Here is a 24,560-nt window from a genome sequence, read left to right as displayed (position 1 = left end):
ATTCGCTAATAATCGAGGCCCTCGCCATGACCGTGTCCACTGCAATTGCCCGTCTCAACGCTGCTGATCCGGATTTCGTCCGACATCTGGATCATCTGCTGAGCTGGGAGAGTGTGTCCGATGACGCGGTCAACCAGCGCGTGCTCGACATCATCAAGGGCGTGCGCGAGCGCGGCGATGCGGCACTGGTAGAGTTCACCCAGCGTTTCGACGGCGTTTCGGCCAACAGCATCGATGACCTGATCCTCGGTCGCGAGCGCCTGGAGCTGGCCCTGACCCGCATTACCCCGGTCCAGCGCGAAGCCTTGGAAAAGGCCGCCAACCGCGTGCGCATGTACCACGAACGGCAGAAGCAGGACTCCTGGCAGTACACCGAGGCCGACGGCACCGTGCTGGGTCAGAAGGTCACCCCGCTGGACCGTGCAGGCCTGTATGTGCCGGGCGGCAAGGCGTCGTACCCTTCGTCGGTGCTGATGAACGCCATTCCGGCCAAGGTTGCCGGCGTGGCCGAAGTGGTAATGGTAGTGCCGACCCCGCGTGGCGAGGTCAACGAACTGGTGCTGGCTGCCGCCTGCATCGCCGGTGTGGACCGCGTATTCACCGTCGGTGGTGCCCAGGCGGTTGCTGCACTGGCCTACGGCACCGAAAGCGTGCCGCAGGTGGACAAGATCGTCGGCCCGGGCAACATCTACGTAGCCACCGCCAAACGCCACGTATTCGGCCAGGTAGGCATCGACATGATCGCCGGCCCGTCGGAAATCCTCGTGGTATGCGACGGCCAGACCGACCCGGACTGGATCGCCATGGACCTCTTCTCCCAGGCCGAGCACGATGAAGACGCCCAGGCCATCCTGGTCAGCCCGGATGCCGCATTCCTCGACCGTGTTGCGGCCAGCATCAGCAAGCTGCTGCCGACCATGGAACGTGCCGACATCATCGAGAAGTCGATCAATGGCCGTGGTGCACTGATCCAGGTGCGTGACATGCAACAGGCCATGGACGTGGCCAACCGCATTGCCCCGGAGCACCTGGAACTGTCGGTGGCCGACCCGCAAGCCTGGTTGCCGCACATTCGCCACGCTGGCGCAATCTTCATGGGCCGTCACACCAGCGAAGCGCTGGGCGATTACTGCGCCGGGCCCAACCACGTGCTGCCTACCTCCGGCACCGCGCGGTTCTCGTCGCCGTTGGGGGTGTATGACTTCCAGAAGCGTTCGTCGATCATTTTCTGCTCCGAGCAGGGCGCGTCCGAGCTGGGCCACACGGCTTCGGTCCTGGCCCGTGGCGAGTCGCTGACCGCCCACGCCCGCAGCGCCGAATACCGTATCCTGACCCAAGAGAAGGGGAACTGAGCATGAGTCGATTCTGGAGCCCCTTCGTCAAGGACCTGGTGCCTTATGTGCCGGGCGAGCAACCCAAGCTGGCCCGTCTGGTCAAGCTGAACACCAACGAAAACCCCTACGGCCCGTCACCCAAGGCGCTGGAGGCCATGCGTGGCGAGCTTAACGACAACCTGCGCTTGTACCCGGACCCGAACGGTGACCGGCTGAAGCAGGCGGTCGCCGAGTACTACGGCGTAACCCCGGCGCAAGTGTTTGTCGGCAACGGCTCGGACGAGGTGCTGGCGCACATCTTCCACGGCCTGTTCCAGCACGATGCGCCGCTGTTGTTCCCGGACATCAGCTACAGCTTCTACCCGGTCTATTGCGGCCTGTACGGTATTGCCTTCGAGCAGGTGGCGCTGGATGAGCAGTTCCAGATCCGCATCGAGGACTACAACAAGCCAAATGCCGGCATCATCTTCCCCAACCCCAATGCGCCGACTGGCTGCCTGATGCCGCTGCAGGCGGTGGAACAGTTGCTGCAGGCCAACCGTGACTCGGTGGTGGTGGTCGATGAGGCCTACATCGATTTCGGTGGCGAGACGGCCATCAGCCTGGTGGACCGCTACGACAATCTGCTGGTTACCCAGACGTTGTCGAAGTCGCGCTCGTTGGCTGGCTTGCGGGTGGGGCTGGCGGTAGGGCATCCGGACCTGATCGAGGCGCTGGAGCGGATCAAGAACAGCTTCAACTCCTATCCCTTGGACCGTGCTGCGATCGTTGGCGCGGCGGTGGCATTCGAAGACCGCGAGTATTTCGAGGAAACCTGCCACAAGGTGATCGAGAGCCGCGAGGTCTTGGTCAGGCAGCTTGAGGCCAAGGGTTTCGAGGTACTGCCTTCGGCCGCCAACTTCATCTTTGCCCGCCACCCGCACCAAGATGCCGGCGAACTGGCTGCACGCCTGCGCGAGCAAGGTGTGATCGTGCGCCACTTCAAGCAGCCGCGCATTGCCCAGTTCCTGCGCATTACCATCGGCACGCCAGACATGAACCAGGCGCTGCTCGATGCGTTGAACTGACGTGATGGATGGCCCTGCGCTTCCACAGAACAGCTGCTAACTGCCTGATTTAGCAGTCGCCCTGTGGGAGCGGGCTTGCCCCGCGAACACCGGCGAAGCCGGTGCCAGGCACCGCGCCCCCTATTCGCAGGGCATGCCCACAGCCTAACGGCTGCTCTCTTCGACCTCGAACGCCTGGGTTCAAATACCTGGTGGTTTGCCCGGCTGCCCGATATCCACTAAGCTCTGTCGATTCATCGGATGATTGGTTGAGTGAGATGGGTACCGAGTTGACCAAGCGCTCTCTCGTGGAGCTGGCCGTGGAGCGCATGCGCGAGCGTATCGTGATGGGCGATTGGCAGGTCGGGCAGCGCTTGCCGACTGAGCCGGAGCTGGCCCATCAGCTGGGCATAAGCCGCAACACCGTGCGCGAGGCGATGCGCGTGCTGGCTTTCAGTGGCCTGGTGGAAATTCGTCAGGGCGACGGTAGCTACTTGCGCACGGCGCATGACCCCTTGCAGGCGGTGCAGGCAATGTCGCGCTGCACCCCGGAGCAGGCCCGGGAAACCCGCCATATCCTTGAGGCTGAAGCCGTTGGCCTGGCGGCGCTGCGCCGAACGGATACTGACCTGCAAGCGCTGCGTGATGCCTTGGCCGGCAGTGCCGGGCACTTTCACGGGGATGTCGATGAATATGTAGCGTGCGACCTGGTATTTCACCAGCGGCTGGTCGATGCCGCGCACAACCCGGCGTTAAGCGAGCTGTACCGGTACTTTGCCGGGGTGGTGGCGGCTGCTCTGAAGCACAACATGGCAACCGTGCCCCGTTGCCAATCCACGTTCGATCTGCATGGGCAGATCCTCGACGCCATCGAACAACGTGATGCGGAGCGGGCCAAGCGCCTGAGCCGTACCCTCATCGAATCCTGACTCCGAGAAGGCCATGGCTGAATCCATAACCCATAACACCCCGCGCAACGAGCGCGACCTCGATGAGCTTTTGATCGATGCCGAAGCTGACGATGAGCAGGTTCAGCAGCAACCTGTGGTGTTGCGGCGGCCTTGGCTGTTGCTGCTTGGCCTGGTGCTGGTTGCATTGAACCTGCGCCCGGCGCTGTCGAGCATGGCGCCGGTGCTGGGGCAGGTGTCCGAGGGCCTCGGGCTTAATGCCTCGCAGGCCGGCTTGCTGACCACCTTGCCGGTACTTTGCCTTGGCTTGTTTGCCCCGCTGGCACCGGTGCTCGCGCGGCGCTTTGGCAGCGAGCGGGTGATCCTCGGCATTCTCGTCACCCTGGCGCTAGGCATCGTGGTACGAAGCGCCTTTGGGGCTGTCGGGGTGTTTCTCGGCAGCCTGATGGCGGGGGCCAGCATCGGCATCATCGGCGTCTTGTTGCCAGGTATCGTCAAACGCGACTTCCCGCAACATGCTGGCACGCTGACTGGCGTCTACACCATGGCGTTGTGCCTGGGTGCGGCGATGGCGGCGGGGGCGACGGTGCCTTTGGCCCAGCATTTTGAGGGTGGCTGGGCAATGGGGCTGGGCTTCTGGGCGTTGCCGGCGTTGCTGGCCATGTTGGTGTGGCTGCCGCAGGCGCGACGGGGGCATGGCCTGCACAAGGTGGCCTATCGCGTGCGTGGCCTGTGGCGTGACCCGCTGGCCTGGCAGGTAACCCTGTACGTGGGTCTGCAGTCATCGCTGGCGTACATCGTGTTCGGTTGGTTGCCGTCGATCCTCATCGGCCGCGGCCTGAGCCCGACCGACGCAGGCCTGGTGTTGTCGGGGTCGGTGATCGTGCAACTGGTCAGTTCGCTCAGTGCGCCCTGGCTGGCCACCCGTGGCAAGGACCAGCGGCTGGCCATCGTGCTGGTCATGCTCATCACCCTGGCCGGCCTGTTCGGTTGCCTGTATGCACCGTTGTCCGGGTTGTGGGGATGGGCCGTGGTGCTGGGCCTGGGGCAAGGTGGCACCTTTGCCCTGGCGCTGACCTTGATCGTACTGCGCTCGAAAGATGCCCATGTGGCGGCGAACCTGTCGAGCATGGCCCAGGGAGTAGGTTACACCCTGGCGTCGATGGGGCCGTTTGCGGTGGGCCTGGTGCACGACATCACCGGGGGCTGGGCGGCACTGGGCTGGATTTTTGCCGTGCTGGGCATTGGCGCCATCGTATTCGGGCTGGGTGCCGGGCGTGCTTTGCATGTGCAGGTGACCTGCGAGAAAGTTTGAGGCATGTGCTGGCACTGCCGGCGCTATCGCGGGTAAAGCCGCTCCCGCTGGCATTGCACACATTTTGCGGGCAGCGTGATCCCTGTGGGGCCGGCACTGGCATAAGCCTGCGGGGCAGATTATGGTGCTGTTTTCGAGCCCTGGACGGACCTGCCCCATGAGCGACGCCAACCGCGACCTGATCACCCGCTTCTACCAGGCTTTCCAGCGCCTGGACGCCGAGGCCATGGTGGCCTGTTACAGCGACGATATCGTTTTCAGCGACCCGGTTTTCGGCACTCTGCGCGGCAGGGATGTGGGCGACATGTGGCGGATGCTCACTACCCGGGCCAAAAACTTCACCCTGGCATTCGACAGTGTGCGCGCCGACGAGCGCAGTGGCGGCGCGCACTGGGTGGCGACCTACCTGTTCAGCCAGACCGGCCGTGTTGTGGTCAACGACATCCAGGCACGGTTTGTGATTCGCGACGGGTTGATCTGCCAGCATGACGATACCTTCGACTTGTGGCGCTGGTCGCGGCAGGCGTTGGGTGTGCCGGGTATGTTGCTGGGGTGGTCACCCATGCTCAAGAACAAGGTGCGCCAGCAGGCCTTCAAGGGCCTGCGCGCTTACCAGCACAGTCAGGGCAGCGCTACAGCCTGATCGCCGTCGTGGTAGCTGAACCTGGCACCGTCCTGCAGTGACTTCGGCAGTTGTATGCGGATGACGGGAATGAAGCTGCCGTGGGTCTGGTGCCAGTCGCGTTGGTCCGCCTGAGCCTGCTCAAGCGCGCCGTATGGGCCGTCGATGTAGAAGAACGATTGGATGGGCAAGCTGCCGGAGCGTGCTTCGTCCCACGCGCCGATCATCACCTCGTTCCACGGGAATGGCATTTCAGCGGCGAACAATTGCTTGACCCGCAGGCTTTGGTGGAAAGCCTCGGCCCGCTCCGGCACCCGGGCGCGCTGGATGTCGAAGGCACATTGCTGTTTGTAGTCACCGGTTTTTCTGAACTGCGCGATCCAGTCCTCGGCCGTCAGGATGCCTTGCTCATGGCAGACGGTTTCGACATCCGCCGTCTGGCGGTTGTCGCCGCAGCCGCGGGAGCCGCGTTCCCAGGTATCGCCGTCGCTGGGCATGGCGCAGAGCATTTCATAGCGCAGGGTGCCTTTGGGCCTTTGCAGCATGGGGTGCAGGGTGAAACCGCTGCGGCCATCTTCTGCCAGGCGGGTCACCGGAATATCTGCGCGCAGGTAGGAAAACGACACCGCACCTTTGGCCTTGGAGTTGGGGCTGTGGTGCCAGGTGTGATACGCGGGCGAGGGCCGGGTCGACCTTAGCAGCACCCCGGAACAGGCATGGGCGGGTACGGCTTCGCCCTCGCATTGTGGCGGGGTCGCGTCGTAGTTGGCCTGCATTTTTTGGGCGACCTTTGCGCCGATCGAGGCGTTGGCGGTAACGGCGATGGTCGACAGCGTTGCGCCGAGCAGTATTTGCGGTAGTGTGCGGAACATGATGTAGCCCTCAAGCGTTGGGCTCACCAAATTAATCATCGAAAGAGCTGGCGTCGTGAGTGAAGAATTGCCGCAACCGGTAGCGAAACCCTGGTATGTCTACCTTGTGCGTGCCGCCAATGGTTCGCTCTACTGCGGCATCAGTGACGACCCGCAGCGGCGTTTCGTGGCGCATCAGAAAGGGCAGGGCGCGCGGTATTTCAAGACCAGCCCCGCGCAGGCGCTGGTGTATGTGGAGCAGTGGCCGAACAAAGGCGAGGCATTGCGCCAGGAGCGCCTGGTGAAGCGGCTGCGCAAGTCGGCCAAGGAGGCGCTGGTCGCCTCCTATGCAGGCAGCTGATCAGTCCTTGCGGCGCTTGAGCTGATCGACCAGCTGCGTTGGCAGGCCCTTGATGACCAAGGTACCAGCCTCTTCGTCATATTCAACCTTGTCCCCCAGCAGGTGCGCCTCGAAGCTGATCGACAGGCCTTCGGCCCGGCCAGTGAAGCGACGGAACTGGTTGAGGGTGCGTTTGTCTGCGGGGATTTCCGGAGACAGGCCGTAATCCTTGTTGCGGATATGGTCGTAAAACGCCTTGGGCCGGTCCTCGTCGATCAGGCTGGACAGCTCTTCCAGCGTGACCGGCTCGCCCAGCTTGGTCTGGGTGGTGGCGTAATCGACCAGGGTCTGGGTCTTTTCGCGGGCAGACGCTTCCGGCAGGTCTTCGCTCTCGACGAAGTCACTGAAAGCCTTGAGCAGGGTGCGGGTTTCGCCTGGGCCGTCGACGCCTTCCTGGCAGCCGATGAAGTCGCGGAAATAGTCCGAGACCTTTTTGCCGTTCTTGCCCTTGATGAACGAAATGTACTGTTTGGAACTCTTGTTGTTCTGCCATTCCGACAGGTTGATGCGCGCTGCCAGGTGCAGCTGGCCAAGGTCGAGGTGGCGCGAAGGCGTTACATCAAGCTCGGCGTTCACTGCCACGCCTTCGCTGTGGTGCAGCAGGGCAATCGCCAGGTACTCGGTCATGCCTTGCTGGTAATGGGCAAACAGGGTGTGCCCGCCGGTGGACAGGTTGGACTCTTCCATCAGCTTTTGCAGGTGTTCCACCGCCACGCGGCTGAAGGCGGTGAAGTCCTTTTCCTCATCGAGGTACTGCTTCAGCCAGCCACTGAGCGGGTAGGCCCCAGACTCACCGTGGAAAAAACCCCAGGCCTTGCCTTGCTTGGCGTTGTAACTGTCGTTGAGGTCTGCCAGCAGGTTTTCGATGGCATCGGATGCGGCCAGCTCGGCGTCGCGGGCATGCAGTACAGCAGGGCTGCCATCGGGCTTTTTGTCGATCAGGTGAACGATGCAATGACGGATTGGCATGGGATTCTCGGCGAGCTGCAAAAGTTGGCAAGTTTACCCTAGACACAAGGTGATGCAGTGGCCGTATGTTGGCAGATATGTCGGTTGTTCGTTTTTTGTTCAGTTTTCTGCGTTTTAGGCTAAAACCCCCGAAAAACCTGCATTAAATCGAAGTGCGCAGCGGATATTTATCCATTCCTGTGGTAGTTTTGCGCGGTCTTGCGCCCCTCGTGTGGCGCAGTGCTGGCAGCGTGCTGTCGTCGTGTCGAACCAAACGCCGATTTATGTATCTACATACGCAATTGGCGCGGCCCTCCACTGTAAGGGGCTGGCCCGATAACGTCGTAGTTCGCTGCATAACCATCGAATTTGATAGGGAAGGAACACCACCATGGCATTGACCAAAGACCAACTGATTGCCGACATCGCCGAATCGATCGCCGCGCCAAAAACCACCGCCAAGAACGCTCTGGAGCAACTGGGCCAGATCGTTGCCGACCAGCTGGAAAACGGCGCTGAAATCACTCTGCCAGGCATCGGCAAGCTGAAAGTCTCCGAGCGTCCTGCCCGTACCGGCCGCAACCCTTCGACTGGCGCTGCCATCGAAATCGCTGCCAAGAAAGTCGTCAAGTTCGTTCCAGCCAAAGTGCTGACCGATGCCATCAACAAGTAATTGTTGAAGCGTTGACAAAAACCGCGCCTGGCTTGCCCAGGCGCGGTTTTTTCATGCCTGGGTTTTACGCCGGGCGTGCCAGGCCTTGCGCGCGGCGTCGTCCTGGAAGCTCCAGGCGACCATGCGGCTCTGCTTCTGGCCCTGGCCCATGTCATGGATGCGCACGGCTTTGGCGCCTGCTTTGCTGAGCGCAGCCTCGATACCCGGCAGGTTGCTGGCTTTGGATACCAGGCTGGTGAACCACAACACCTGCTCGGCGTATTGCACGCTTTCGCCAACCAGTTGGCTGACAAAGCGGATTTCACCGCCTTCACACCACAGTTCATTGTTCTGGCCGCCGAAGTTCAGCACCGGCAGCTTGCGCTTGGGGTCCTGCTTGCCCAGGTTCTTCCACTTGCGTTGGCTGCCACGGGTGGCTTCCTCGCGCGAGGCATGGAAGGGCGGGTTGCACAGGGTCAGGTCGAAGCGGTCGTCGTCCTGCAGCAAGCCGCTGAGAATATGCGCGCGGTTGGCCTGCTGGCGCAGGGTGATGGCCTTGCCCAGGCCATTGGCCTGGACAATGGCTTTGGCCGAGGCCAGGGCCACGGGGTCGATGTCCGAGCCGAGGAAGCGCCAGCGGTAGTCGCTGTAGCCCAGCAGCGGGTAGATGCAGTTGGCGCCAACGCCGATATCCAGCGCACGCACCTTGGCGCCCTTGGGGATTTCACCCGCATTGTCGTCGGCCAACAGGTCGGCGGCCACGTGGATGTAGTCGGCGCGGCCGGGAATGGGCGGGCACAGGTAGTCGGCGGGGATGTCCCAGTGCTGAATGCCGTACTGGGCCTTGAGCAGGGCACGGTTGAACACCCGCACGGCTTCGGGGTTGGCGAAGTCGATGCTGGGTTTGCCGTGTGGGTTGGTAATGGTGAAACGGGCCAGGTCAGGGTGGGCCTTGATCAGGCTGGGGAAGTCGTAACGTCCCTGGTGGCGGTTGCGCGGGTGCAAGGTGGGTTTGTTTTGGGTCATGCTCGGGTCCGGTGCTGCAGGTGCTGGCCAGAGGGCCGCTGTGGGCCCATTCGCGGCACAAGGCCGCTCCCACAGGATAGCGGCGCCCTTCAAACCGGCGCCGTCCCTGTAGGAGCGGCCTTGTGCCGCGAACGAGGGCAAAGCCCTCGCGGGTCAGGTCAGCATTGTCAAGTTACAGCGCAGCAATCCGCGCATGCTGCTCGGTGAAGTTGGCGAGGGCCTGTTCGGACTCGGCCAGCTTGGCGCGTTCCTTCTCGATCACCGCAGGCGGTGCCTTGTCGACGAAGGCGGCGTTGGAGAGCTTGCCGCCCACGCGTTGCACTTCGCCTTGCAGACGCTGGATTTCCTTGTTCAGGCGCGCCAGCTCGGCATCCTTGTCGATCAGGCCAGCCATAGGCACCAGCACTTGCAGGTCACCGACCAAGGCAGTGGCCGACAACGGCGCCTCATCAGCATCCCCCAGGACGGTGAACGACTCGACCTTGGCCAGTTTCTTCAGCAGCGCTTCGTTTTCCTGCAGGCGGCGCTGGTCGTCGGCGTTGGCGTTCTTCAGGAACAGCGGCAGTGGCTTGCCTGGGCCGATGTTCATTTCGGCGCGGATATTGCGCAGGCCGACCATCAGCTCCTTCAGCCACTCGATGTCGCCTTCGGCAGCCGCGTCGATACGGGCTTCATTGGCCACTGGCCAAGGCTGCAGCATGATGGTCTTGCCTTCGATACCGGCCAGCGGCGCGATACGCTGCCAGATTTCTTCGGTAATGAAAGGCATGAACGGGTGCGCCAGGCGCAGCGCCACTTCCAGTACGCGCACCAAAGTGCGGCGGGTGCCACGGGCGCGCTCGACCGGGGCGTTTTCGTCCCACAGTACCGGCTTGGACAGTTCCAGGTACCAATCGCAGTACTGGTTCCAGATGAACTCGTACAGCGCCTGGCTGGCCAGGTCGAAGCGGAACTGCTCCAGCTGGCGGGTCACTTCGGCTTCGGTGCGCTGCAGCTGCGAGATGATCCAGCGGTCAGCCAGCGACAGCTCGTAGGCTTCGCCGTTCTGGCCGCAGTCCTCGCCCTTGTCCAGCACATAGCGGGCGGCGTTCCAGATCTTGTTGCAGAAGTTGCGGTAGCCTTCGACGCGGCCCATGTCGAACTTGATGTCGCGGCCAGTGGAGGCCAGCGAGCAGAAGGTGAAGCGCAGGGCGTCGGTGCCGTAGCTGGCGATACCCTCGGGGAACTCGGCCTTGGTCTGCTTGGCGATTTTCTCGGCCAGCTTGGGCTGCATCATGCCGCTGGTGCGTTTTTCCAGCAGGGCGTCGAGGGTAATGCCGTCGACGATGTCCAGCGGGTCGAGGACGTTGCCCTTGGACTTGGACATCTTCTGGCCCTGGCCGTCGCGTACCAGGCCGTGCACATACACGGTCTTGAACGGTACCTGCGGGGTGCCATCTTCGTTCTTGATCAGGTGCATGGTCAGCATGATCATGCGCGCAACCCAGAAGAAGATGATGTCGAAGCCGGTTACCAGCACATCGGTGGAGTGGAACTTCTTGAGGAACTCGGTCTGTTCCGGCCAGCCCAGGGTGGAGAAGGTCCACAGGCCCGAGCTGAACCAGGTGTCGAGTACGTCGTCGTCCTGGCGCAGGGCCACGTCGGCGCCCAGGTTGTGCTTGGCACGCACTTCGGCTTCGTCGCGGCCAACGTAGACCTGGCCGGCCTCGTCGTACCACGCCGGGATGCGGTGGCCCCACCACAGCTGGCGGCTGATGCACCAGTCCTGGATGTCACGCATCCAGGAGAAGTACATGTTCTCGTACTGCTTGGGCACGAACTGGATGCGGCCATCTTCCACGGCAGCGATGGCAGGTTCTGCCAGCGGCTTGGTGGAAACGTACCACTGGTCGGTCAGCCACGGCTCGATGACAGTGCCCGAACGGTCACCTTTCGGTACTTTCAGGGCGTGGTCGTCAATGCTCACCAGCAGGCCCTGGGCGTCCAGGTCGGCAACGATCTGCTTGCGCGCGACGAAGCGGTCGAGGTTGGCGTACTGGGCCGGCAGGCGGGTGTCGACCTGCTCGTTGACGCTGCCGTCGAGGTTGAACGCCTGGGCACTGGCCAGCACGAAGGCGTTCTTGTCGAAGATGTTCAGCAGTGGCAGGTTGTGGCGCTTGCCGACTTCATAGTCGTTGAAGTCGTGAGCCGGGGTGATCTTCACGCAGCCGGTACCGAACTCGGGGTCGCAGTAGTCGTCGGCGATGATCGGGATGCGGCGGCCGACCAGCGGCAGTTCGACGAACTTGCCGATCAGTGCCTGGTAGCGTTCGTCGTTCGGGTTGACCGCAACGGCTGCGTCACCCAGCAGGGTTTCCGGACGGGTGGTGGCGACGACCAGGTAGTCCAGGCCTTCGGCGGTCTTGGCGCCGTCGGCGAGCGGGTAGCGCAGGTTCCACAGGTGGCCTTTTTCGTCGTGGTTTTCCACTTCGAGGTCGGAGATGGCCGTGTGCAGCTTGGTGTCCCAGTTGACCAGGCGCTTGCCGCGGTAGATCAGGCCGTCTTCATGCAGGCGCACGAAAGCTTCCTTGACCGCTTCGGACAGGCCGTCGTCCATGGTGAAGCGCTCGCGGCTCCAGTCTACCGACGAGCCCAGGCGGCGGATCTGGCGGCTGATGTTGCCGCCGGACTGGTCCTTCCATTCCCAGACCTTTTCCAGGAACTTTTCGCGGCCCAGGTCATGCCGGTTCTGGCCCTTGGCTTCGAGCTGGCGCTCGACCAGCATCTGGGTGGCGATACCGGCGTGGTCGGTACCTGGCTGCCAGAGGGTGTCGCGGCCTTGCATACGGCGGAAACGGATCAGGGCATCCATGATCGCGTTGTTGAACCCGTGGCCCATGTGCAGGCTGCCGGTCACGTTCGGCGGCGGGATCATGATGGTGTAGGACTCGCCTGCACCTTGTGGGGCGAAATAGTTCTCGGACTCCCAGGTGTTGTACCAGGAAGTTTCGATGGCGTGCGGCTGGTAGGTCTTATCCATGCGCGGCGGGACCCTGTGCATTTATTCGGGAAAGCCGGGAAGTATAACCAAGCTGGGGTGTTGAGGCGACAGCCGCTGGGGCTGCTTTGCAGCCCATTCGCGGCGCAAGGCCGCTCCTACAGGGATCGCGGTGCCTGCAGAAGCGGCCTTGTGCCGCGAATGGGCCGCAAAGCGGCCCCGGAATATCACTCGGTTCGCTTGATCAAGCGCTCGATCCGCGCATCCAGCCGGCGCTTGATCTCGTTTTCGATATGCGGGGTGAAGTCGTTGATCACGTCCTGCATGATCATCTGCGCCGCTGCGCGCAGCTCGCTTTCCAGGTGCAGCAGGGTGTCCTGCCGGCGGGTCTGCGGGTCTTCCTCGGGCTCGACAGCGATCGGTTTGCTATCAGGTGCAGGGTGACCGGCAGGTTCTTCCAGCAGCAACGGGATCTGCTCCACCGTCTCGGTCAGCAGCGGCGGTTGCAGGTCGGCATCGCCAAGCAGCTGGCGGATCGACTCGAGGTCATCGAGCAGATGGGCGGAGTCGGGCAAAGGGGAGGGCTTGTCCATCGTCGTCAAAGTCGCTGTAAGCGGTGGTCTTGCAGAGCATAGCCCTGTTCGCGGTAGAAACGGAATCGTTCACGGGCGGATTGGCGGATGCCAGGCTCTTCCACCACGATTTCGGCCACGCGCTCGAACTGGCCGACGAAGCCCGGCACGCCGGCCCCCAGGTTGATCAGCAGGTCGCGGTGATCGCCCGCGCTGTCATCCAGGCCAAGGGCCACGCCGGCATCGGCATGCAGCTCGGCCAGGTCGTGGGGCACGAAGGCCTCACCCTTGAAGCGCCACAAACGCAGGTCCAGCTCGTTGCGCTGCTCGGCATCCTGGCAATGCAGATAGACCCGGTGACCGAGGCGCCAGGCCTTTTCGCACAGTTTGCAGGCGAAATCGAGCCGCGCCGACAGCGAGTCGGTGGGCAAGATGTAGAAGTCGACTTTGCTCATGGTGGTCATCGCCGGCCGATGGTGCGCTAGACACCACCGGCCTCACGGCATCAGGCGCCAGCGCGGTCCAGCAGGTACTGGGTCAGCAGGGGCACCGGGCGGCCTGTGGCGCCCTTGTCCTTGCCACCACTGATCCAGGCGGTACCGGCGATGTCCATGTGCGCCCAGTTGTAGGCCTTGGCGAAGCGCGACAGGAAGCAGCCTGCGGTGATGGTCCCGGCCTTCGGCCCGCCGATGTTGCCCATGTCGGCGAACGGGCTGTCCAGCTGCTCCTGGTATTCGTCGAACAGCGGCAATTGCCAGGCACGGTCGTCGGCGCGCTTGCCAGCGTCGAGCAACTGGCCGACCAGGTCGTCGTTGTTGCCCATCAGGCCGGTGGTGTGGCTGCCCAGGGCGACGATGCAGGCGCCGGTCAGGGTGGCGATGTCGATCACCGCCTGCGGCTTGAAGCGCTCGGCGTAGGTCAGGGTGTCGCACAGCACCAGGCGGCCTTCGGCGTCGGTGTTGAGAATTTCCACGGTCTGGCCGCTCATGGTGGTGACGATGTCACCCGGGCGGGTGGCGCCGCCGCTTGGCATGTTCTCGGCGCAGGCCAGCAGGCATACCAGGTTGACTGGCAGTTGCAGTTCAAGCACTGCACGCAGGGTGCCGAGCACGCTGGCAGCGCCGCACATGTCGTACTTCATTTCGTCCATGCCGGCGCCTGGCTTGAGGCTGATGCCGCCGGTATCGAAGGTGATGCCCTTGCCCACCAGCACGAACGGCTTGTCAGCCTTCTTGCCGCCCTGGTAGTTGAGCACGATCAGGCGCGGTGGCTGGTCGCTGCCCTGGCCCACGGCGTAGAACGCGCCCATGCCCAGGTCCTTGATCTTCTTTTCGTCCAGTACCTCGACCTTCAGCGCCTTGTGCGCCTTGCCCAGGTCCTTGGCCTGTTCGGCGAGGAAACTTGGGTGGCACAGGTTAGGCGGCAGGTTGCCCAGGTCGCGGGTGAAGGCCATGCCGGTGGCAATGGCGCTGGCGTGCTTGACGGCACGCTCGACTTCCGCCTGGCCGGCCTTGTCGGCCAGCAGGGTGACTTTTTTCAGGGCGCGTGGCTCGACCTTCTGGCTCTTGAAGCGGTCGAACACGTACTCGCCGTCGAGCAGGGTTTCTGCCAGCAGGCGGTATTTGCCGTAGTGGGCATCGCGGTTGTTGACTGCGACATCGTCCAGGGCCAGCACGGCATCGGCGCCATTCAGGCCCTTGAGCACGCCGGCCACGCTGGCGACCAGTTTGCGCCAGGTGCGGTCACCCAGGGCTTCGTCCTTGCCACTGCCCACCAGCAGCACGCGCTCAGCTTTCAGGCCCTGCAGGTTCTGCAGCAGCAGGGTCTGGCCTGGCTTGCCCACCAGGTCGCCGCGTTTGAGCACAGCGCTGATGGCACCTTCGCTGGCTAGGTCGACCGCCTTGGCAACGGCGCCAAGCTTGCGGTTTTCACCTACCGGAATGACCAGGGTGGCAGTTTTTACGGATGCAGCAGCTACGCTTTTTACAACCAGTTCCATGTCAGGGTCCCCGAATGATCGATACAAGTGGCGCTGTGTGTTCCAGCGCTCAGGACGGGCTTGGCCGCGTAGTCGCGCGCCAGCGGAAAAGCTGCCAGTTTGAGCCTGCGGCAAGCGTGCTGACAACCCCGATATGCGCCTTCATGCGCGGCCAAGTGACAGGCGCGGTCAATCACAGGATAATGCGCGCACTTTACATGGAGGTTCGCCTTTGGCGAACCGGCATTGGTCTTGGCTGTACTAAGTCATTGTTTGGCGCCATTGCATGGCAGTCCGCCCTGACAACCCAGGAGTGTCTGGTTTGATCGTCTTTCGTTATCTGTCCCGCGAGGTCCTGGTGACCTTGAGCGCCGTCAGCGCAGTGCTGCTGGTGATCATCATGAGTGGGCGCTTCATCAAATATCTGGCCCAGGCCGCTCAGGGCGTGCTCGATCCGGGCGTGCTGTTCCTGATCATGGGCTTCCGGCTGCCGGGTTTCCTGCAACTGATCCTGCCTCTGGGGCTGTTCCTCGGCATTTTGCTGGCTTACGGGCGGCTGTACCTGGAAAGCGAGATGACCGTGCTGTCTGCAACCGGTATGAGCCAGCAGCGCCTGTTGGGGCTGACCATGGCGCCGGCGGCCCTGGTTGCCCTGCTGGTGGCCTGGCTGAGCCTGAGCCTTGCGCCGTTGGGCGTTGCCCAGGTGCAGCAGATCATTGCCCAGCAGGACACGCTGACCGAGTTCGACACCTTGGTGCCGGGCCGCTTCCAGACCCTGCGTGACGGTTCGCGGGTGACCTACACCGAGCAGCTGTCGGACGACCGCGTCAACCTGTCCGGGGTGTTCATCTCCGAGAAGCGCTTCAACCAGGACAAGACCAAGGACCGTGCCCCGTCGGTACTGGTCGCTGAAAAAGGTCACCAGGAGATCCAGGCCGACGGTAACCGCTACCTGGTGCTGGAAAACGGCTACCGCTATGACGGCAATCCTGGTCAGGCCGATTACCGTGCGATCAAGTACGACACCTATGGCGTGCAGCTGCCCAAACCGGAAGTGGCCGAAGAAGTGACCGAGCGCGAAGCCATTCCCACTTCCGAGCTGATCGGCAAGGAGGGCCTGCGAGAGCGCGCCGAGCTGCAGTGGCGGTTGTCGCTGCCGATCCTGGTATTCGTCGTTACCTTGCTGGCGGTGCCTCTGTCCCGGGTCAACCCCCGTCAGGGCCGCTTCCTCAAGCTGCTGCCGGCAATTCTTTTGTACATGGCTTACCTGACAATGCTGATTTCCGTACGTGGCGCCCTCGAGAAGGGCAAATTGCCGATTGGCCTGGGCATGTGGTGGGTCCACGGCCTGTTCCTGTTGATCGGCCTTGGCCTGTTGTACTGGGAACCGCTGCGCCTCAAGCGTGCCGCCCGTCGTGCGGAGGTGGCCCATGGGTAAGCTGGACCGCTACATCGGCCAGAGCGTGCTGCTGGCCATCCTGGCCGTGCTGGGCATCATCCTCGGCCTGGCCTCGCTGTTCGCCTTCATCGACGAGATGGGCGACCTGAGTGATACCTACACGTTGATGGAGGCCGGCAACTTCGTCCTGCTGACAGCACCCCGGCGGCTCTATGACATGCTGCCGATGGCGGCCTTGATCGGCTGCCTGATCGGCCTGGGCAGCCTGGCCAGCAGCAGCGAACTGACCATCATGCGTGCGGCCGGGGTGTCTATCGGCCGCATCGTCTGGGCGGTGATGAAGCCGATGCTGGTGCTGATGCTGGTAGGGCTGCTGATCGGCGAATACGTGGCACCGGTGACCGAGAACAAGGCTCAGGCCGACCGTTCCCTGGCCCAGGGCGGTGGTGAGGCGCAGAGCTCCAAGCGCGGCATGTGGCACCGCCAGGGTGAAGAGTATGTGCACATCAACTCCGTACAGCCCAACGGCCTGCTGCTGGGTGTGACCCGTTACCGCTTCGACAGCGAGCGCAAGATCGTCACCTCAAGCTTCGCCCGCCGCGCGCAGTACCAGAACGACCACTGGCTGCTCGCCGACGTGCGTACCACCTACTTCCGTGGCGACCACACCGAAGTGGTCGGCGCGCCGCAGGAGCGCTGGGACGTTTCGCTCACGCCAGAACTGCTCAATACCGTGATCCTGGCGCCGGAGTCGCTGTCCATTACCGGGTTGTGGGATTACATCCACTACCTGTCCGACCAAGGCCTGAACAATGCCCGTTACTGGTTGGCGTTCTGGACCAAGGTGCTGCAGCCGATGGTTACCGCGGCGCTGGTGCTGATGGCGATCTCGTTCATCTTCGGCCCGCTGCGTTCGGTCACCCTGGGCCAGCGTGTGTTCACCGGTGTGCTGGTGGGTTTCGTGTTCCGTATTGCCCAGGACCTGCTGGGGCCTTCTAGCCAGGTGTTCGGCTTCCCGCCGCTGCTGGCGGTGGTGATCCCGGCGGGGATCTGTGCCTTGGCCGGTGTCTGGCTGTTGCGTCGGGCGGGTTGATGGCCTGAGCTGCATGAAAAAGCCGACCTCAGGGTCGGCTTTTTTGTGGCTGATGGCCCTATGGCCGGAGCAGGCAACACAACGCTCAAGTCATCTCTTTTGCTTCGGTACCCGCACCAGCTGGCTTTCCGAATAGATGTCATGCCAGCCACGCTTTCGCTTGTCGATCAACACCCAGAAAAAACCCAGCCCCAGGCACAGCCATGAGGCAATGGATACCACGAAGCGCAACAATGCCTGCCACAGGCTGATGGCTGAGCCATCGGCATTCTGCACGCGCACGCCCCACACCTGCATGCCCAGCGTCTGCCCGCCATGGGTCCAGAACTTGGCAAAGAAGCCGAACAAGGCGAACAGCAGTACCGTCGACAGTAGCGGGTCGCCATCCAGTGCACCGGCCTCGGTCAGCTCACGCATGCGCGCTTCGCCAATGATCGCCATCTGGATCAGCTTGTAGGCACCGGCGGTCACGATCAGCAGTGCAGTACACAGCAGGAAGTCGTAGAACATCGCGGCCAGTCGTCGGCCAAAGCCAGCGGCGGGGAAGTCACCCTGTGGGAGAAGGTGGGGCTTGGGCATCGCTGGGCAGCTCCGAATGGAAAAGGCTCATTCTATGGAATTGCAAGCAAAAAAAAGCCCCTGCGCGTCAACGCAGGGGCTCTTTTATAGAAGTTTCAGCCTTCTGCCTGGACTTCGTCAGCCTGCATGCCCTTTTGGCCTTGCACAGCAATGAAGGTCACTTTCTGGCCTTCTTTCAGGCTCTTGAAGCCGTTACCTTGGATTGCGCGGAAGTGCACGAACAGATCCGGACCGGTCTCTGGGGTGATGAAGCCGTAACCTTTTTCGTCATTGAACCACTTGACGGTACCGCTCTGACGCTCAGCCATTGTCTTATTTCCTATGAAACTAATTTTTGATGACAGTTTCTTCTGCATTGTTTGTAAGCAAAAGATTACTGGGCTGGGTTGCAGGAAAGTAAGAGACGTCGAACGGGTTGTAGCAGATTGCGGCTACTGGCCCAGGTCACGAACTGTTGCGACCCATGCAAACACAGTGCAGTGACTCTACGCCAACTCCCGAGCGAAAAACAAGCCCTTGCCCGCAGGGGAAATCGACCGCTTGCCGATAACCGACCGAATTGTCGGAAACGGCATGGCGCCTGGCCTGGCGCCATGTTCAAAAGTTATTGGGCAGGTTCGAAATCGAATATCTCGAACCTGACCGCAACCTTCACAAAGCCGTTTCAGCCACGGTAGTAACGTTGCGCCACGAAAGGCATTTTGCTGACCTTCAGGGCAACCTTCTTGCCACGCACTACGGCAAACAGTGCGGTATCGAGTGCAGCATGTTCATTATCGACATAACCCATTGCAACCGGTGCGCCGAGTGTCGGCCCGAAGCCACCGCTGCACACTTTGCCCACCGGTTTATCGTTGGCATCGACAATATCGGCGCCTTCACGTACCGGCGTGCGCTCCTGGGGCAACAGGCCAACACGTTTGCGCGCCACACCGTCGCGCTGGTGGGCAAAGATCGCTTCGGCGCCGGGGAAGCCGGCAGCACGTGCACCGTCGGCACGGCGCACCTTGGAAATCGCCCACAGCAGGCTGGCTTCGATCGGGGTCGTTTCGGTATTCATGTCATGGCCATACAGGCACAGGCCGGCTTCCAGGCGCAGCGAGTCCCGCGCGCCCAGGCCAATGGGCTGTACTTCGGGCTCGGCCAGCAGGCTGCGGGCCAAGGCGTCGGCGGCATGGACCGGTACCGAAATTTCGTAGCCGTCTTCGCCGGTGTAGCCTGAGCGGCTGACGAAGCAGTCTTCACCCAGCAGTTTTACCGGCCGGAACTGCATGAAGGTCATGCCGGCCACTTCCGGGGCCATGCGCTCCAGCACCTTGACCGCGGCCGGCCCTTGCAGGGCGAGCAGGGCACGTTGGTCGAACAGCGGCTGCACCTCGCAACGGCTCCCGATGTGTGTTTGCAGGTGGGCCAGGTCCTGGTCCTTGCAGGCTGCGTTGACCACCAGGAACAGGGTATCGTCGCCCAGGTTGGCAACCATCAGGTCGTCAAGGATGCCGCCTTGTTCATTGGTGAACATGGCATAGCGCTGCATGCCCACCGGCAGGTCGATGATATCCACCGGCACCAGGCTTTCCAGGGCCTTGGCGGCATCGGCACCGCGCAGGATGATCTGGCCCATGTGCGAGACATCGAACAGGCCGGCCTGCTCGCGGGTGTGCAAATGCTCCTTGAGCACGCCCAGCGGGTACTGCACCGGCATGTCGTAGCCGGCGAACGGCACCATGCGCGCACCCAGTTCCAGGTGCAGGGCGTGCAGTGGGGTCTTGAGCAGTGTTTCGGACATCGGTGACTCCTTGGTTTTATTGTGGGGTCAACATTCGATGATGTTGACGGCAAGACCGCCGCGGGCGGTCTCCTTGTATTTGCTTTTCATATCGGCGCCGGTCTGGCGCATGGTGCGGATGACCTTGTCGAGCGACACGAAGTGCTGCCCGTCGCCGCGCAAGGCCATGCGCACGGCGTTGATCGCCTTCACCGAGCCCATGGCATTGCGCTCGATGCAGGGCACCTGAACCAAGCCGCCGATCGGGTCGCAGGTCAGGCCCAGGTTGTGTTCCATGCCGATTTCGGCAGCGTTCTCCACCTGTTGCACGCTGCCCCCCATCACTTCGCACAGTGCCCCCGCCGCCATGGAGCACGCCACGCCGACCTCGCCCTGGCAGCCCACTTCGGCGCCGGAGATAGAGGCATTCTCCTTGTACAGGATGCCGATGGCTGCGGCGGTGAGCAGAAAACGCACCACCCCGTCTTCGCTGGCGCCCGGCACGAAGCGCATGTAGTAGTGCAGCACCGCCGGGACGATGCCCGCCGCGCCATTGGTGGGCGCGGTAACCACACGCCCGCCATTGGCATTTTCCTCGTTCACCGCCAGGGCATAGAGGTTGACCCAGTCGAGCACCGACAGCGCATCGCGCAGGCTGGCCTCCGGGTGACGGCTCAGCTGGCGGTACAGGGCTGGGGCCCGCCGCTTGACCTTGAGCCCGCCTGGCAGAATGCCCTCATGCTGGCAGCCGGCATCGACACAATCCTGCATCACTTGCCAGATACGCAGCAGCCCGGCGCGGGTTTCTGCCTCCGGGCGCCAGGCGGCCTCATTGGCCAGCATCACCTGGCTTACCGACAGGTTCTGCGTGGTGCAGTGGCCAAGCAGTTCCTTGGCGGTTTTGAACGGGTAGGGCAGCACGGTGCTGTCCTCGACGATGCGGTCGTGGCCGGCGGCATCCTCGTCGACCACGAAACCACCGCCCACCGAGTAGTATTCGCGGCTGCGGATTTGCAGGCCGGCGTCGTCGAAGGCGCGGAAGATCATGCCGTTGGGGTGGTAGTCCAGTGGCTTGCGGATCATTGCCAGGTGTTGTTTCTCGTTAAAGGCAATGTCGTGTTCGCCGAGCACACGCAGGCGGCCGCTGTCGCGGATCACTTGCAGGCGCGCGGGGATGGATTCGGTGTCGACGGTGTCCGGGTGCTCGCCTTCGAGGCCGAGCAAGACCGCCTTGTCGCTGCCGTGGCCCTTGCCGGTTGCGCCCAGCGAGCCATACAGCTCGGCCTTGACGCTGGCGGTGCGGGTGAGCAGGTCATCACGGCGCAGCCCTTCGGCGAACCGTGCGGCGGCGCGCATCGGGCCGACCGTGTGGGAGCTGGAGGGGCCGATGCCGATCTTGAACAGGTCGAAGACGCTCAGTGACATGGTGGTTCCTCCAGCCAGGGATATTAGGCGGACGGTGAAGCCTGTGGGGGCGGGCGCGCCCGCTCCCACAGAGGTCCACCTCAAGTCAGGTAGCGGGCCTGAGCGCAATCAGGCGTCCTGATAGCTCTCGATCGACGGGCAGGCGCACACCAGGTTGCGGTCGCCGAACACGTTGTCGACCCGGCCAACCGGCGGCCAGTACTTGCTTTCCACAAGGCTTGGCAGCGGGTAAACCGCTTGTTCGCGGCTGTAGCCGTGGGCCCATTCGCCAACCAGTTCGGCCGCAGTGTGCGGAGCGTTCTTCAGCGGGTTGTCGTCCTTGTCCACGGTACCGCTCTCGACCGCACGGATTTCTTCACGGATCTGGATCATCGCGTCGCAGAAGCGGTCCAGTTCTTCCTTGGACTCGCTTTCGGTCGGTTCGATCATCAGCGTGCCGGCCACCGGGAAGGACATGGTCGGGGCGTGGAAGCCGAAGTCGATCAGGCGCTTGGCCACGTCGTCGACGCTGATGCCGCTGGTGTCCTTCAGCGGGCGCAGGTCGAGGATGCATTCGTGGGCCACCAGGCCATTGCCACCGGTATACAGAACAGGATAGTGCTCTTCCAGGCGGCGGGCGATGTAGTTGGCGTTCAGAATGGCCATCTGCGAAGCACGCTTGAGGCCGGCACCGCCCATCATGCGGATGTACATCCACGTGATCGGCAGGATGCTGGCGCTGCCGAACGGTGCGGCGCACACCGCACCTTGGGTGTTTTCCAGCTGCGCGTGGCCAGGCAGGAACGGCGCCAGGTGCGACTTGACGCCAATCGGGCCAACGCCCGGGCCGCCACCACCGTGCGGGATGCAGAAGGTCTTGTGCAGGTTCAGGTGGGACACATCGCCGCCGAACTTGCCCGGGGCGCACAGGCCGACCATGGCGTTCATGTTGGCGCCGTCGATGTACACCTGGCCACCGTTATCGTGAATGATCGCGCAGATTTCGCCGATCGCTTCTTCGAACACACCGTGGGTCGACGGGTAGGTGATCATGATCGCGGCCAGGCGCTCGCGGTGCTCGATGGCCTTGGCGCGCAGGTCCTCGACATCGACGTTGCCGCGGGCGTCACAGGCGGTAACGACGACGCGCATGCCAGCCATGTGTGCGGTGGCCGGGTTGGTGCCGTGGGCCGACGACGGGATCAGGCAGATGTCGCGGTGCGCTTCGCCACGGCTGCGGTGGTAGGCGCGGATAGCCAGCAGGCCTGCATATTCGCCCTGGGAGCCGGCGTTGGGCTGCAGCGACACGGCGTCATAGCCGGTGGCGGCGCAGAGCATGGCTTCCAGCTCGGTGGTCATCTGCAGGTAGCCCTGGCTCTGTGCGGCCGGGGCGAACGGGTGCAGGTTGCCGAACTCGGCCCAGGTGACCGGGATCATTTCGCTGGCGGCGTTCAGCTTCATGGTGCATGAGCCCAGCGGGATCATGCTGCGGTCCAGTGCCAGGTCCTTGTCGGCCAGGCGGCGCAGGTAGCGCATCAGCTCGGTTTCGCTGTGATAGCGGTTGAATACCGGGTGTTCGAGAATGGCCGACTGGCGCAGCAGGGCAGCCGGCAGCAGGGAGCCGGTGCTGGCTGCCAGTGCGCTGAAGTCAGGCTGTGCCTGCTCGCCACCCAACAGCTGCCACAGCGACTCGACGTCAGCCTGGGTGCTGGTTTCGTCCAGCGACAGGCCGACATGTGCGGCGTCTACCTGGCGCAGGTTGATGCCCTGGGCGCGTGCCTTGTCATGCAGGCTGGCAGTGGTACTGCCGGTGGCCAGGGTCAGGGTGTCGAAGGCGCTGCCGCCCACCACCGATACGCCCAGCGCCTTCAGGCCGGCGGCCAGAATCGCGGTCAGCGCATGGGTACGCTCGGCAATGCGCTTGAGGCCGGCCGGGCCGTGGTAAACGGCGAACATGCTGGCGATGTTGGCCAGCAGCACCTGGGCGGTGCAGATGTTGCTGGTGGCCTTTTCGCGACGGATGTGCTGCTCGCGGGTCTGCATGGCCAGGCGCAGGGCAGTTTTGCCGAAGCGGTCGATCGACACGCCGACCAGGCGGCCCGGCATGTCGCGCTTGAACGCGTCACGGGTGGCGAAGTAGGCCGCGTGCGGGCCACCGAAGCCCAGTGGTACGCCAAAACGCTGGGCGCTGCCGATGGCCACGTCGGCGTCGAACTCGCCCGGTGGGGTCAGCAGGGTCAGGGCCAGCAGGTCGGCCGCGACGGCGACCAGGGCATTGGCGGCGTGGAAGCGCTGTACCACTTCACGGTAGTCGAACACTTCACCGTTGCTGGCCGGGTATTGCAGCAGGGCGCCGAAGAAGGCGCTGACATCCCCCAGCTCGCGCTCGTCACCGACCACCACCTCGATACCCAGCGGCTCGGCACGGGTGCGCAGCACGTCGAGGGTTTGCGGGTGGCAGTGCACGGAGGCGAAGAAGGCGTGGCTGGCCTTGTTCTTCGACAGGCGCTTGCAGAACGTCATGGCCTCGGCCGCAGCAGTGGCTTCGTCGAGCAGGGAGGCGTTGGCGATCGGCAGGCCGGTCAGGTCGCTGATCAGGGTCTGGAAGTTCAGCAGCGCTTCCAGGCGGCCTTGGGAGATTTCTGGCTGGTACGGGGTGTAGGCAGTGTACCAGGCAGGGTTTTCCAGCAGGTTGCGCAGGATCGGCGCTGGGGTGTGGGTGTTGTAGTAGCCCTGGCCGATGTAGCTTTTGAACAGCTGGTTCTTGCCGGCGATGGCCTTGAGCGCAGCGAGCGCGTCGGCTTCGCTCTGGCCATCGTGCGAGCCAAGCACGCTGGTGCCCTTGATGCTGTCGGGGATGACTGCGGCGGTCATGGCGTCCAGCGAGTCGAAGCCAAGGGCGGCGAGCATGGCCTGCTCGTCAGCGGCGCGCGGGCCGATGTGACGGGCAATGAATTCGTTGGCGGTACCGAGGTTGATGGTCATTGCGGAACTCCTCAGGCGTCGTCGTTGGCTTTGATAAGGCGGTCGTAGGCGTCCTGGTCGAGCAGGGCGGTGACTTCGCTCCTGTCGGCCGGGTTGAAGCGGAAGAACCAGCCTTCGCCCATCGGGTCTTCGTTGACCAGTTCAGGGCTGCTTTCGAGCTGGCCGTTGACCTCGACCACTTCACCGGCCAGGGGCATATACACGCCGCTGGCGGCCTTGACCGATTCGACGGTGGACGCTTCGCTGCCTTTTTCATACTGCTGCAACTCTGGCAGTTGCACGAACACCACATCGCCAAGGGCGTTCTGCGCGTAGGCGGTGATACCCACGGTGACGCTGCCATCGGCTTCGACGCGCAGCCATTCGTGATCTTCAGTGAAACGCAACTCGCTCATGGGGAATCCTCGGGAAGCAGGGCGTTGGGCGCGGTGGGTCCGCGCTCTTGGGTTGGTATTCCCTTAGCAAAAACGCGGCCAATCACAAAAAATATATATAAAACAACAAGTTATTGGTTTTTTGCGTTCGCCTTGAGGTTCTTGTGGAACGAGAACGCTACAGATGGCGAAGCATAAAAAAGCGTTTGGGGATCAAACCCTTGCGCAGCCGCTTTCTAACGGGGTTGTACTGATTTCGATACGGTGTATTTAAATCGATACACCCATGGTTTCACGGGCTGTCGCTGGAACCACCGCATATCAATTCTAGG

22 protein-coding genes are annotated in these 24,560 nt (G+C 62.9%); 9 read left to right on the top strand and 13 right to left on the bottom strand.

Annotated elements, in window-relative coordinates; genetic code table 11:
- Positions 1–26 precede the first annotated feature (26 nt).
- The 5 genes from hisD to CKW35_RS09605 all read left to right on the top strand — a co-directional run bounded on the left by hisD (position 27) and on the right by CKW35_RS09605 (position 5,246).
- Positions 27–1,352 carry a histidinol dehydrogenase gene (gene hisD, locus CKW35_RS09625; RefSeq protein ID WP_095115787.1) on the top strand — a complete coding sequence of 442 codons (1,326 nt, stop codon included), beginning with the start codon at positions 27–29 and terminating at the stop codon, positions 1,350–1,352.
- A 2-nt stretch (positions 1,353–1,354) separates the two neighbouring features.
- Entirely contained in the window at positions 1,355–2,401 is a 1,047-nt protein-coding gene (gene hisC / locus CKW35_RS09620; protein WP_095115785.1) for a histidinol-phosphate transaminase, read from the top strand.
- A gap of 257 nt (positions 2,402–2,658) precedes the next feature.
- The gene (locus CKW35_RS09615; protein ID WP_023046951.1) at positions 2,659–3,309 is read left to right on the top strand and encodes a FadR/GntR family transcriptional regulator; all 651 of its coding nucleotides are present in this window, start codon (positions 2,659–2,661) and stop codon (positions 3,307–3,309) included.
- 13 nt (positions 3,310–3,322) lie between these two features.
- Positions 3,323–4,603 carry an MFS transporter gene (locus tag CKW35_RS09610; protein WP_095115783.1) on the top strand — a complete coding sequence of 427 codons (1,281 nt, stop codon included), beginning with the start codon at positions 3,323–3,325 and terminating at the stop codon, positions 4,601–4,603.
- A gap of 157 nt (positions 4,604–4,760) precedes the next feature.
- Positions 4,761–5,246: a nuclear transport factor 2 family protein gene (locus CKW35_RS09605; RefSeq protein ID WP_016485055.1), complete on the top strand. Its 486-nt coding sequence runs from the start codon at positions 4,761–4,763 to the stop codon at positions 5,244–5,246.
- On the opposite strand, the gene CKW35_RS09600 is transcribed toward CKW35_RS09605, so the two are convergent.
- The gene (locus tag CKW35_RS09600; RefSeq protein ID WP_143499763.1) at positions 5,225–6,124 is read right to left on the bottom strand and encodes a hypothetical protein; all 900 of its coding nucleotides are present in this window, start codon (positions 6,122–6,124) and stop codon (positions 5,225–5,227) included. The two genes, CKW35_RS09605 and CKW35_RS09600, sit on opposite strands and share 22 nt — an antisense overlap.
- Before the next feature lie 28 nt (positions 6,125–6,152).
- Here CKW35_RS09600 and CKW35_RS09595 point away from each other — a divergent pair, with 28 nt between their 5' ends.
- Positions 6,153–6,437: a GIY-YIG nuclease family protein gene (locus CKW35_RS09595; RefSeq protein ID WP_016485057.1), complete on the top strand. Its 285-nt coding sequence runs from the start codon at positions 6,153–6,155 to the stop codon at positions 6,435–6,437.
- Here the strand turns inward: CKW35_RS09595 and yejK are convergent, their stop codons facing one another.
- Entirely contained in the window at positions 6,438–7,445 is a 1,008-nt protein-coding gene (gene yejK, locus CKW35_RS09590) for a nucleoid-associated protein YejK (RefSeq protein WP_016485058.1), read from the bottom strand.
- A gap of 370 nt (positions 7,446–7,815) precedes the next feature.
- Between yejK and CKW35_RS09585 the strand changes: the two genes are divergently transcribed.
- Positions 7,816–8,097, top strand: coding sequence for an HU family DNA-binding protein (locus CKW35_RS09585; RefSeq protein WP_023046954.1), 282 nt, complete (start codon positions 7,816–7,818; stop codon positions 8,095–8,097).
- Between the two features lie 51 nt (positions 8,098–8,148).
- Here CKW35_RS09585 and rlmF read toward each other — a convergent pair whose 3' ends face one another.
- From rlmF to CKW35_RS09560, 5 genes are all read right to left on the bottom strand, one after another.
- Positions 8,149–9,102 (bottom strand): 23S rRNA (adenine(1618)-N(6))-methyltransferase RlmF, encoded by a 954-nt coding sequence (gene rlmF, locus CKW35_RS09580; RefSeq protein ID WP_016485059.1) that lies wholly within the window; start codon positions 9,100–9,102, stop codon positions 8,149–8,151.
- A 172-nt stretch (positions 9,103–9,274) separates the two neighbouring features.
- Positions 9,275–12,121 carry a valine--tRNA ligase gene (locus CKW35_RS09575; protein WP_016485060.1) on the bottom strand — a complete coding sequence of 949 codons (2,847 nt, stop codon included), beginning with the start codon at positions 12,119–12,121 and terminating at the stop codon, positions 9,275–9,277.
- Positions 12,122–12,306: 185 nt separating this feature from the next.
- On the bottom strand, positions 12,307–12,672 hold the full coding sequence (locus CKW35_RS09570) for a hypothetical protein (RefSeq protein WP_016485061.1): 366 nt from the start codon (positions 12,670–12,672) through the stop codon (positions 12,307–12,309).
- 5 nt (positions 12,673–12,677) lie between these two features.
- On the bottom strand, positions 12,678–13,106 hold the full coding sequence (locus CKW35_RS09565) for a DNA polymerase III subunit chi (RefSeq protein ID WP_024717624.1): 429 nt from the start codon (positions 13,104–13,106) through the stop codon (positions 12,678–12,680).
- Between the two features lie 50 nt (positions 13,107–13,156).
- Positions 13,157–14,650, bottom strand: a complete 1,494-nt coding sequence (locus CKW35_RS09560; RefSeq protein ID WP_016485063.1) for a leucyl aminopeptidase — start codon at positions 14,648–14,650, stop codon at positions 13,157–13,159.
- Positions 14,651–14,951: 301 nt separating this feature from the next.
- Between CKW35_RS09560 and lptF the strand changes: the two genes are divergently transcribed.
- The gene (lptF, locus tag CKW35_RS09550) at positions 14,952–16,067 is read left to right on the top strand and encodes an LPS export ABC transporter permease LptF (protein ID WP_016485065.1); all 1,116 of its coding nucleotides are present in this window, start codon (positions 14,952–14,954) and stop codon (positions 16,065–16,067) included.
- Positions 16,060–17,121 carry an LPS export ABC transporter permease LptG gene (lptG, locus tag CKW35_RS09545; protein WP_016485066.1) on the top strand — a complete coding sequence of 354 codons (1,062 nt, stop codon included), beginning with the start codon at positions 16,060–16,062 and terminating at the stop codon, positions 17,119–17,121. Before lptF ends, lptG begins: the two co-directional genes overlap by 8 nt.
- 90 nt (positions 17,122–17,211) lie before the next feature.
- On the opposite strand, the gene CKW35_RS09540 is transcribed toward lptG, so the two are convergent.
- The 6 genes from CKW35_RS09540 to gcvH form a co-directional block, all read right to left on the bottom strand.
- Positions 17,212–17,700: an RDD family protein gene (locus CKW35_RS09540; RefSeq protein WP_023046957.1), complete on the bottom strand. Its 489-nt coding sequence runs from the start codon at positions 17,698–17,700 to the stop codon at positions 17,212–17,214.
- A gap of 95 nt (positions 17,701–17,795) precedes the next feature.
- Positions 17,796–18,008, bottom strand: a complete 213-nt coding sequence (locus tag CKW35_RS09535) for a cold-shock protein (RefSeq protein ID WP_016485068.1) — start codon at positions 18,006–18,008, stop codon at positions 17,796–17,798.
- 356 nt (positions 18,009–18,364) lie between these two features.
- On the bottom strand, positions 18,365–19,486 hold the full coding sequence (gene gcvT / locus CKW35_RS09530; protein ID WP_060517597.1) for a glycine cleavage system aminomethyltransferase GcvT: 1,122 nt from the start codon (positions 19,484–19,486) through the stop codon (positions 18,365–18,367).
- Positions 19,487–19,513: 27 nt separating this feature from the next.
- The gene (locus CKW35_RS09525) at positions 19,514–20,890 is read right to left on the bottom strand and encodes an L-serine ammonia-lyase (RefSeq protein WP_016485070.1); all 1,377 of its coding nucleotides are present in this window, start codon (positions 20,888–20,890) and stop codon (positions 19,514–19,516) included.
- A gap of 108 nt (positions 20,891–20,998) precedes the next feature.
- Positions 20,999–23,854, bottom strand: a complete 2,856-nt coding sequence (gcvP, locus tag CKW35_RS09520; protein ID WP_016485071.1) for an aminomethyl-transferring glycine dehydrogenase — start codon at positions 23,852–23,854, stop codon at positions 20,999–21,001.
- A gap of 11 nt (positions 23,855–23,865) precedes the next feature.
- Complete coding sequence (gene gcvH, locus CKW35_RS09515) at positions 23,866–24,249, bottom strand: glycine cleavage system protein GcvH (RefSeq protein ID WP_016485072.1); 384 nt, start codon at positions 24,247–24,249, stop codon at positions 23,866–23,868.
- Positions 24,250–24,560 lie beyond the last annotated feature (311 nt).

Source organism: Pseudomonas sp. Irchel 3F3 (assembly GCF_900187545.1).
Taxonomy (GTDB): domain Bacteria; phylum Pseudomonadota; class Gammaproteobacteria; order Pseudomonadales; family Pseudomonadaceae; genus Aquipseudomonas; species Aquipseudomonas fortuita.
Note: the sequence above shows the minus strand (reverse complement) of the source record. Positions and strands in the feature narration are given on the sequence as shown.

Excerpts from the sequence above, each read along its gene's own strand:
- hisD (WP_095115787.1), top strand. The coding sequence starts at position 27 with ATGACCGTGTCCACTGCAATTGCCCGTCTCAACGCTGCTGATCCGGAT.
- hisC (WP_095115785.1), top strand. The coding sequence starts at position 1,355 with ATGAGTCGATTCTGGAGCCCCTTCGTCAAGGACCTGGTGCCTTATGTG.
- CKW35_RS09615 (WP_023046951.1), top strand. The coding sequence starts at position 2,659 with ATGGGTACCGAGTTGACCAAGCGCTCTCTCGTGGAGCTGGCCGTGGAG.
- CKW35_RS09610 (WP_095115783.1), top strand. The coding sequence starts at position 3,323 with ATGGCTGAATCCATAACCCATAACACCCCGCGCAACGAGCGCGACCTC.
- CKW35_RS09605 (WP_016485055.1), top strand. The coding sequence starts at position 4,761 with ATGAGCGACGCCAACCGCGACCTGATCACCCGCTTCTACCAGGCTTTC.
- yejK (WP_016485058.1), bottom strand. The coding sequence starts at position 7,445 with ATGCCAATCCGTCATTGCATCGTTCACCTGATCGACAAAAAGCCCGAT.
- CKW35_RS09585 (WP_023046954.1), top strand. The coding sequence starts at position 7,816 with ATGGCATTGACCAAAGACCAACTGATTGCCGACATCGCCGAATCGATC.
- rlmF (WP_016485059.1), bottom strand. The coding sequence starts at position 9,102 with ATGACCCAAAACAAACCCACCTTGCACCCGCGCAACCGCCACCAGGGA.
- CKW35_RS09575 (WP_016485060.1), bottom strand. The coding sequence starts at position 12,121 with ATGGATAAGACCTACCAGCCGCACGCCATCGAAACTTCCTGGTACAAC.
- CKW35_RS09570 (WP_016485061.1), bottom strand. The coding sequence starts at position 12,672 with ATGGACAAGCCCTCCCCTTTGCCCGACTCCGCCCATCTGCTCGATGAC.
- CKW35_RS09565 (WP_024717624.1), bottom strand. The coding sequence starts at position 13,106 with ATGAGCAAAGTCGACTTCTACATCTTGCCCACCGACTCGCTGTCGGCG.
- CKW35_RS09560 (WP_016485063.1), bottom strand. The coding sequence starts at position 14,650 with ATGGAACTGGTTGTAAAAAGCGTAGCTGCTGCATCCGTAAAAACTGCC.
- lptG (WP_016485066.1), top strand. The coding sequence starts at position 16,060 with ATGGGTAAGCTGGACCGCTACATCGGCCAGAGCGTGCTGCTGGCCATC.
- CKW35_RS09540 (WP_023046957.1), bottom strand. The coding sequence starts at position 17,700 with ATGCCCAAGCCCCACCTTCTCCCACAGGGTGACTTCCCCGCCGCTGGC.
- CKW35_RS09535 (WP_016485068.1), bottom strand. The coding sequence starts at position 18,008 with ATGGCTGAGCGTCAGAGCGGTACCGTCAAGTGGTTCAATGACGAAAAA.
- gcvT (WP_060517597.1), bottom strand. The coding sequence starts at position 19,486 with ATGTCCGAAACACTGCTCAAGACCCCACTGCACGCCCTGCACCTGGAA.
- CKW35_RS09525 (WP_016485070.1), bottom strand. The coding sequence starts at position 20,890 with ATGTCACTGAGCGTCTTCGACCTGTTCAAGATCGGCATCGGCCCCTCC.
- gcvP (WP_016485071.1), bottom strand. The coding sequence starts at position 23,854 with ATGACCATCAACCTCGGTACCGCCAACGAATTCATTGCCCGTCACATC.
- gcvH (WP_016485072.1), bottom strand. The coding sequence starts at position 24,249 with ATGAGCGAGTTGCGTTTCACTGAAGATCACGAATGGCTGCGCGTCGAA.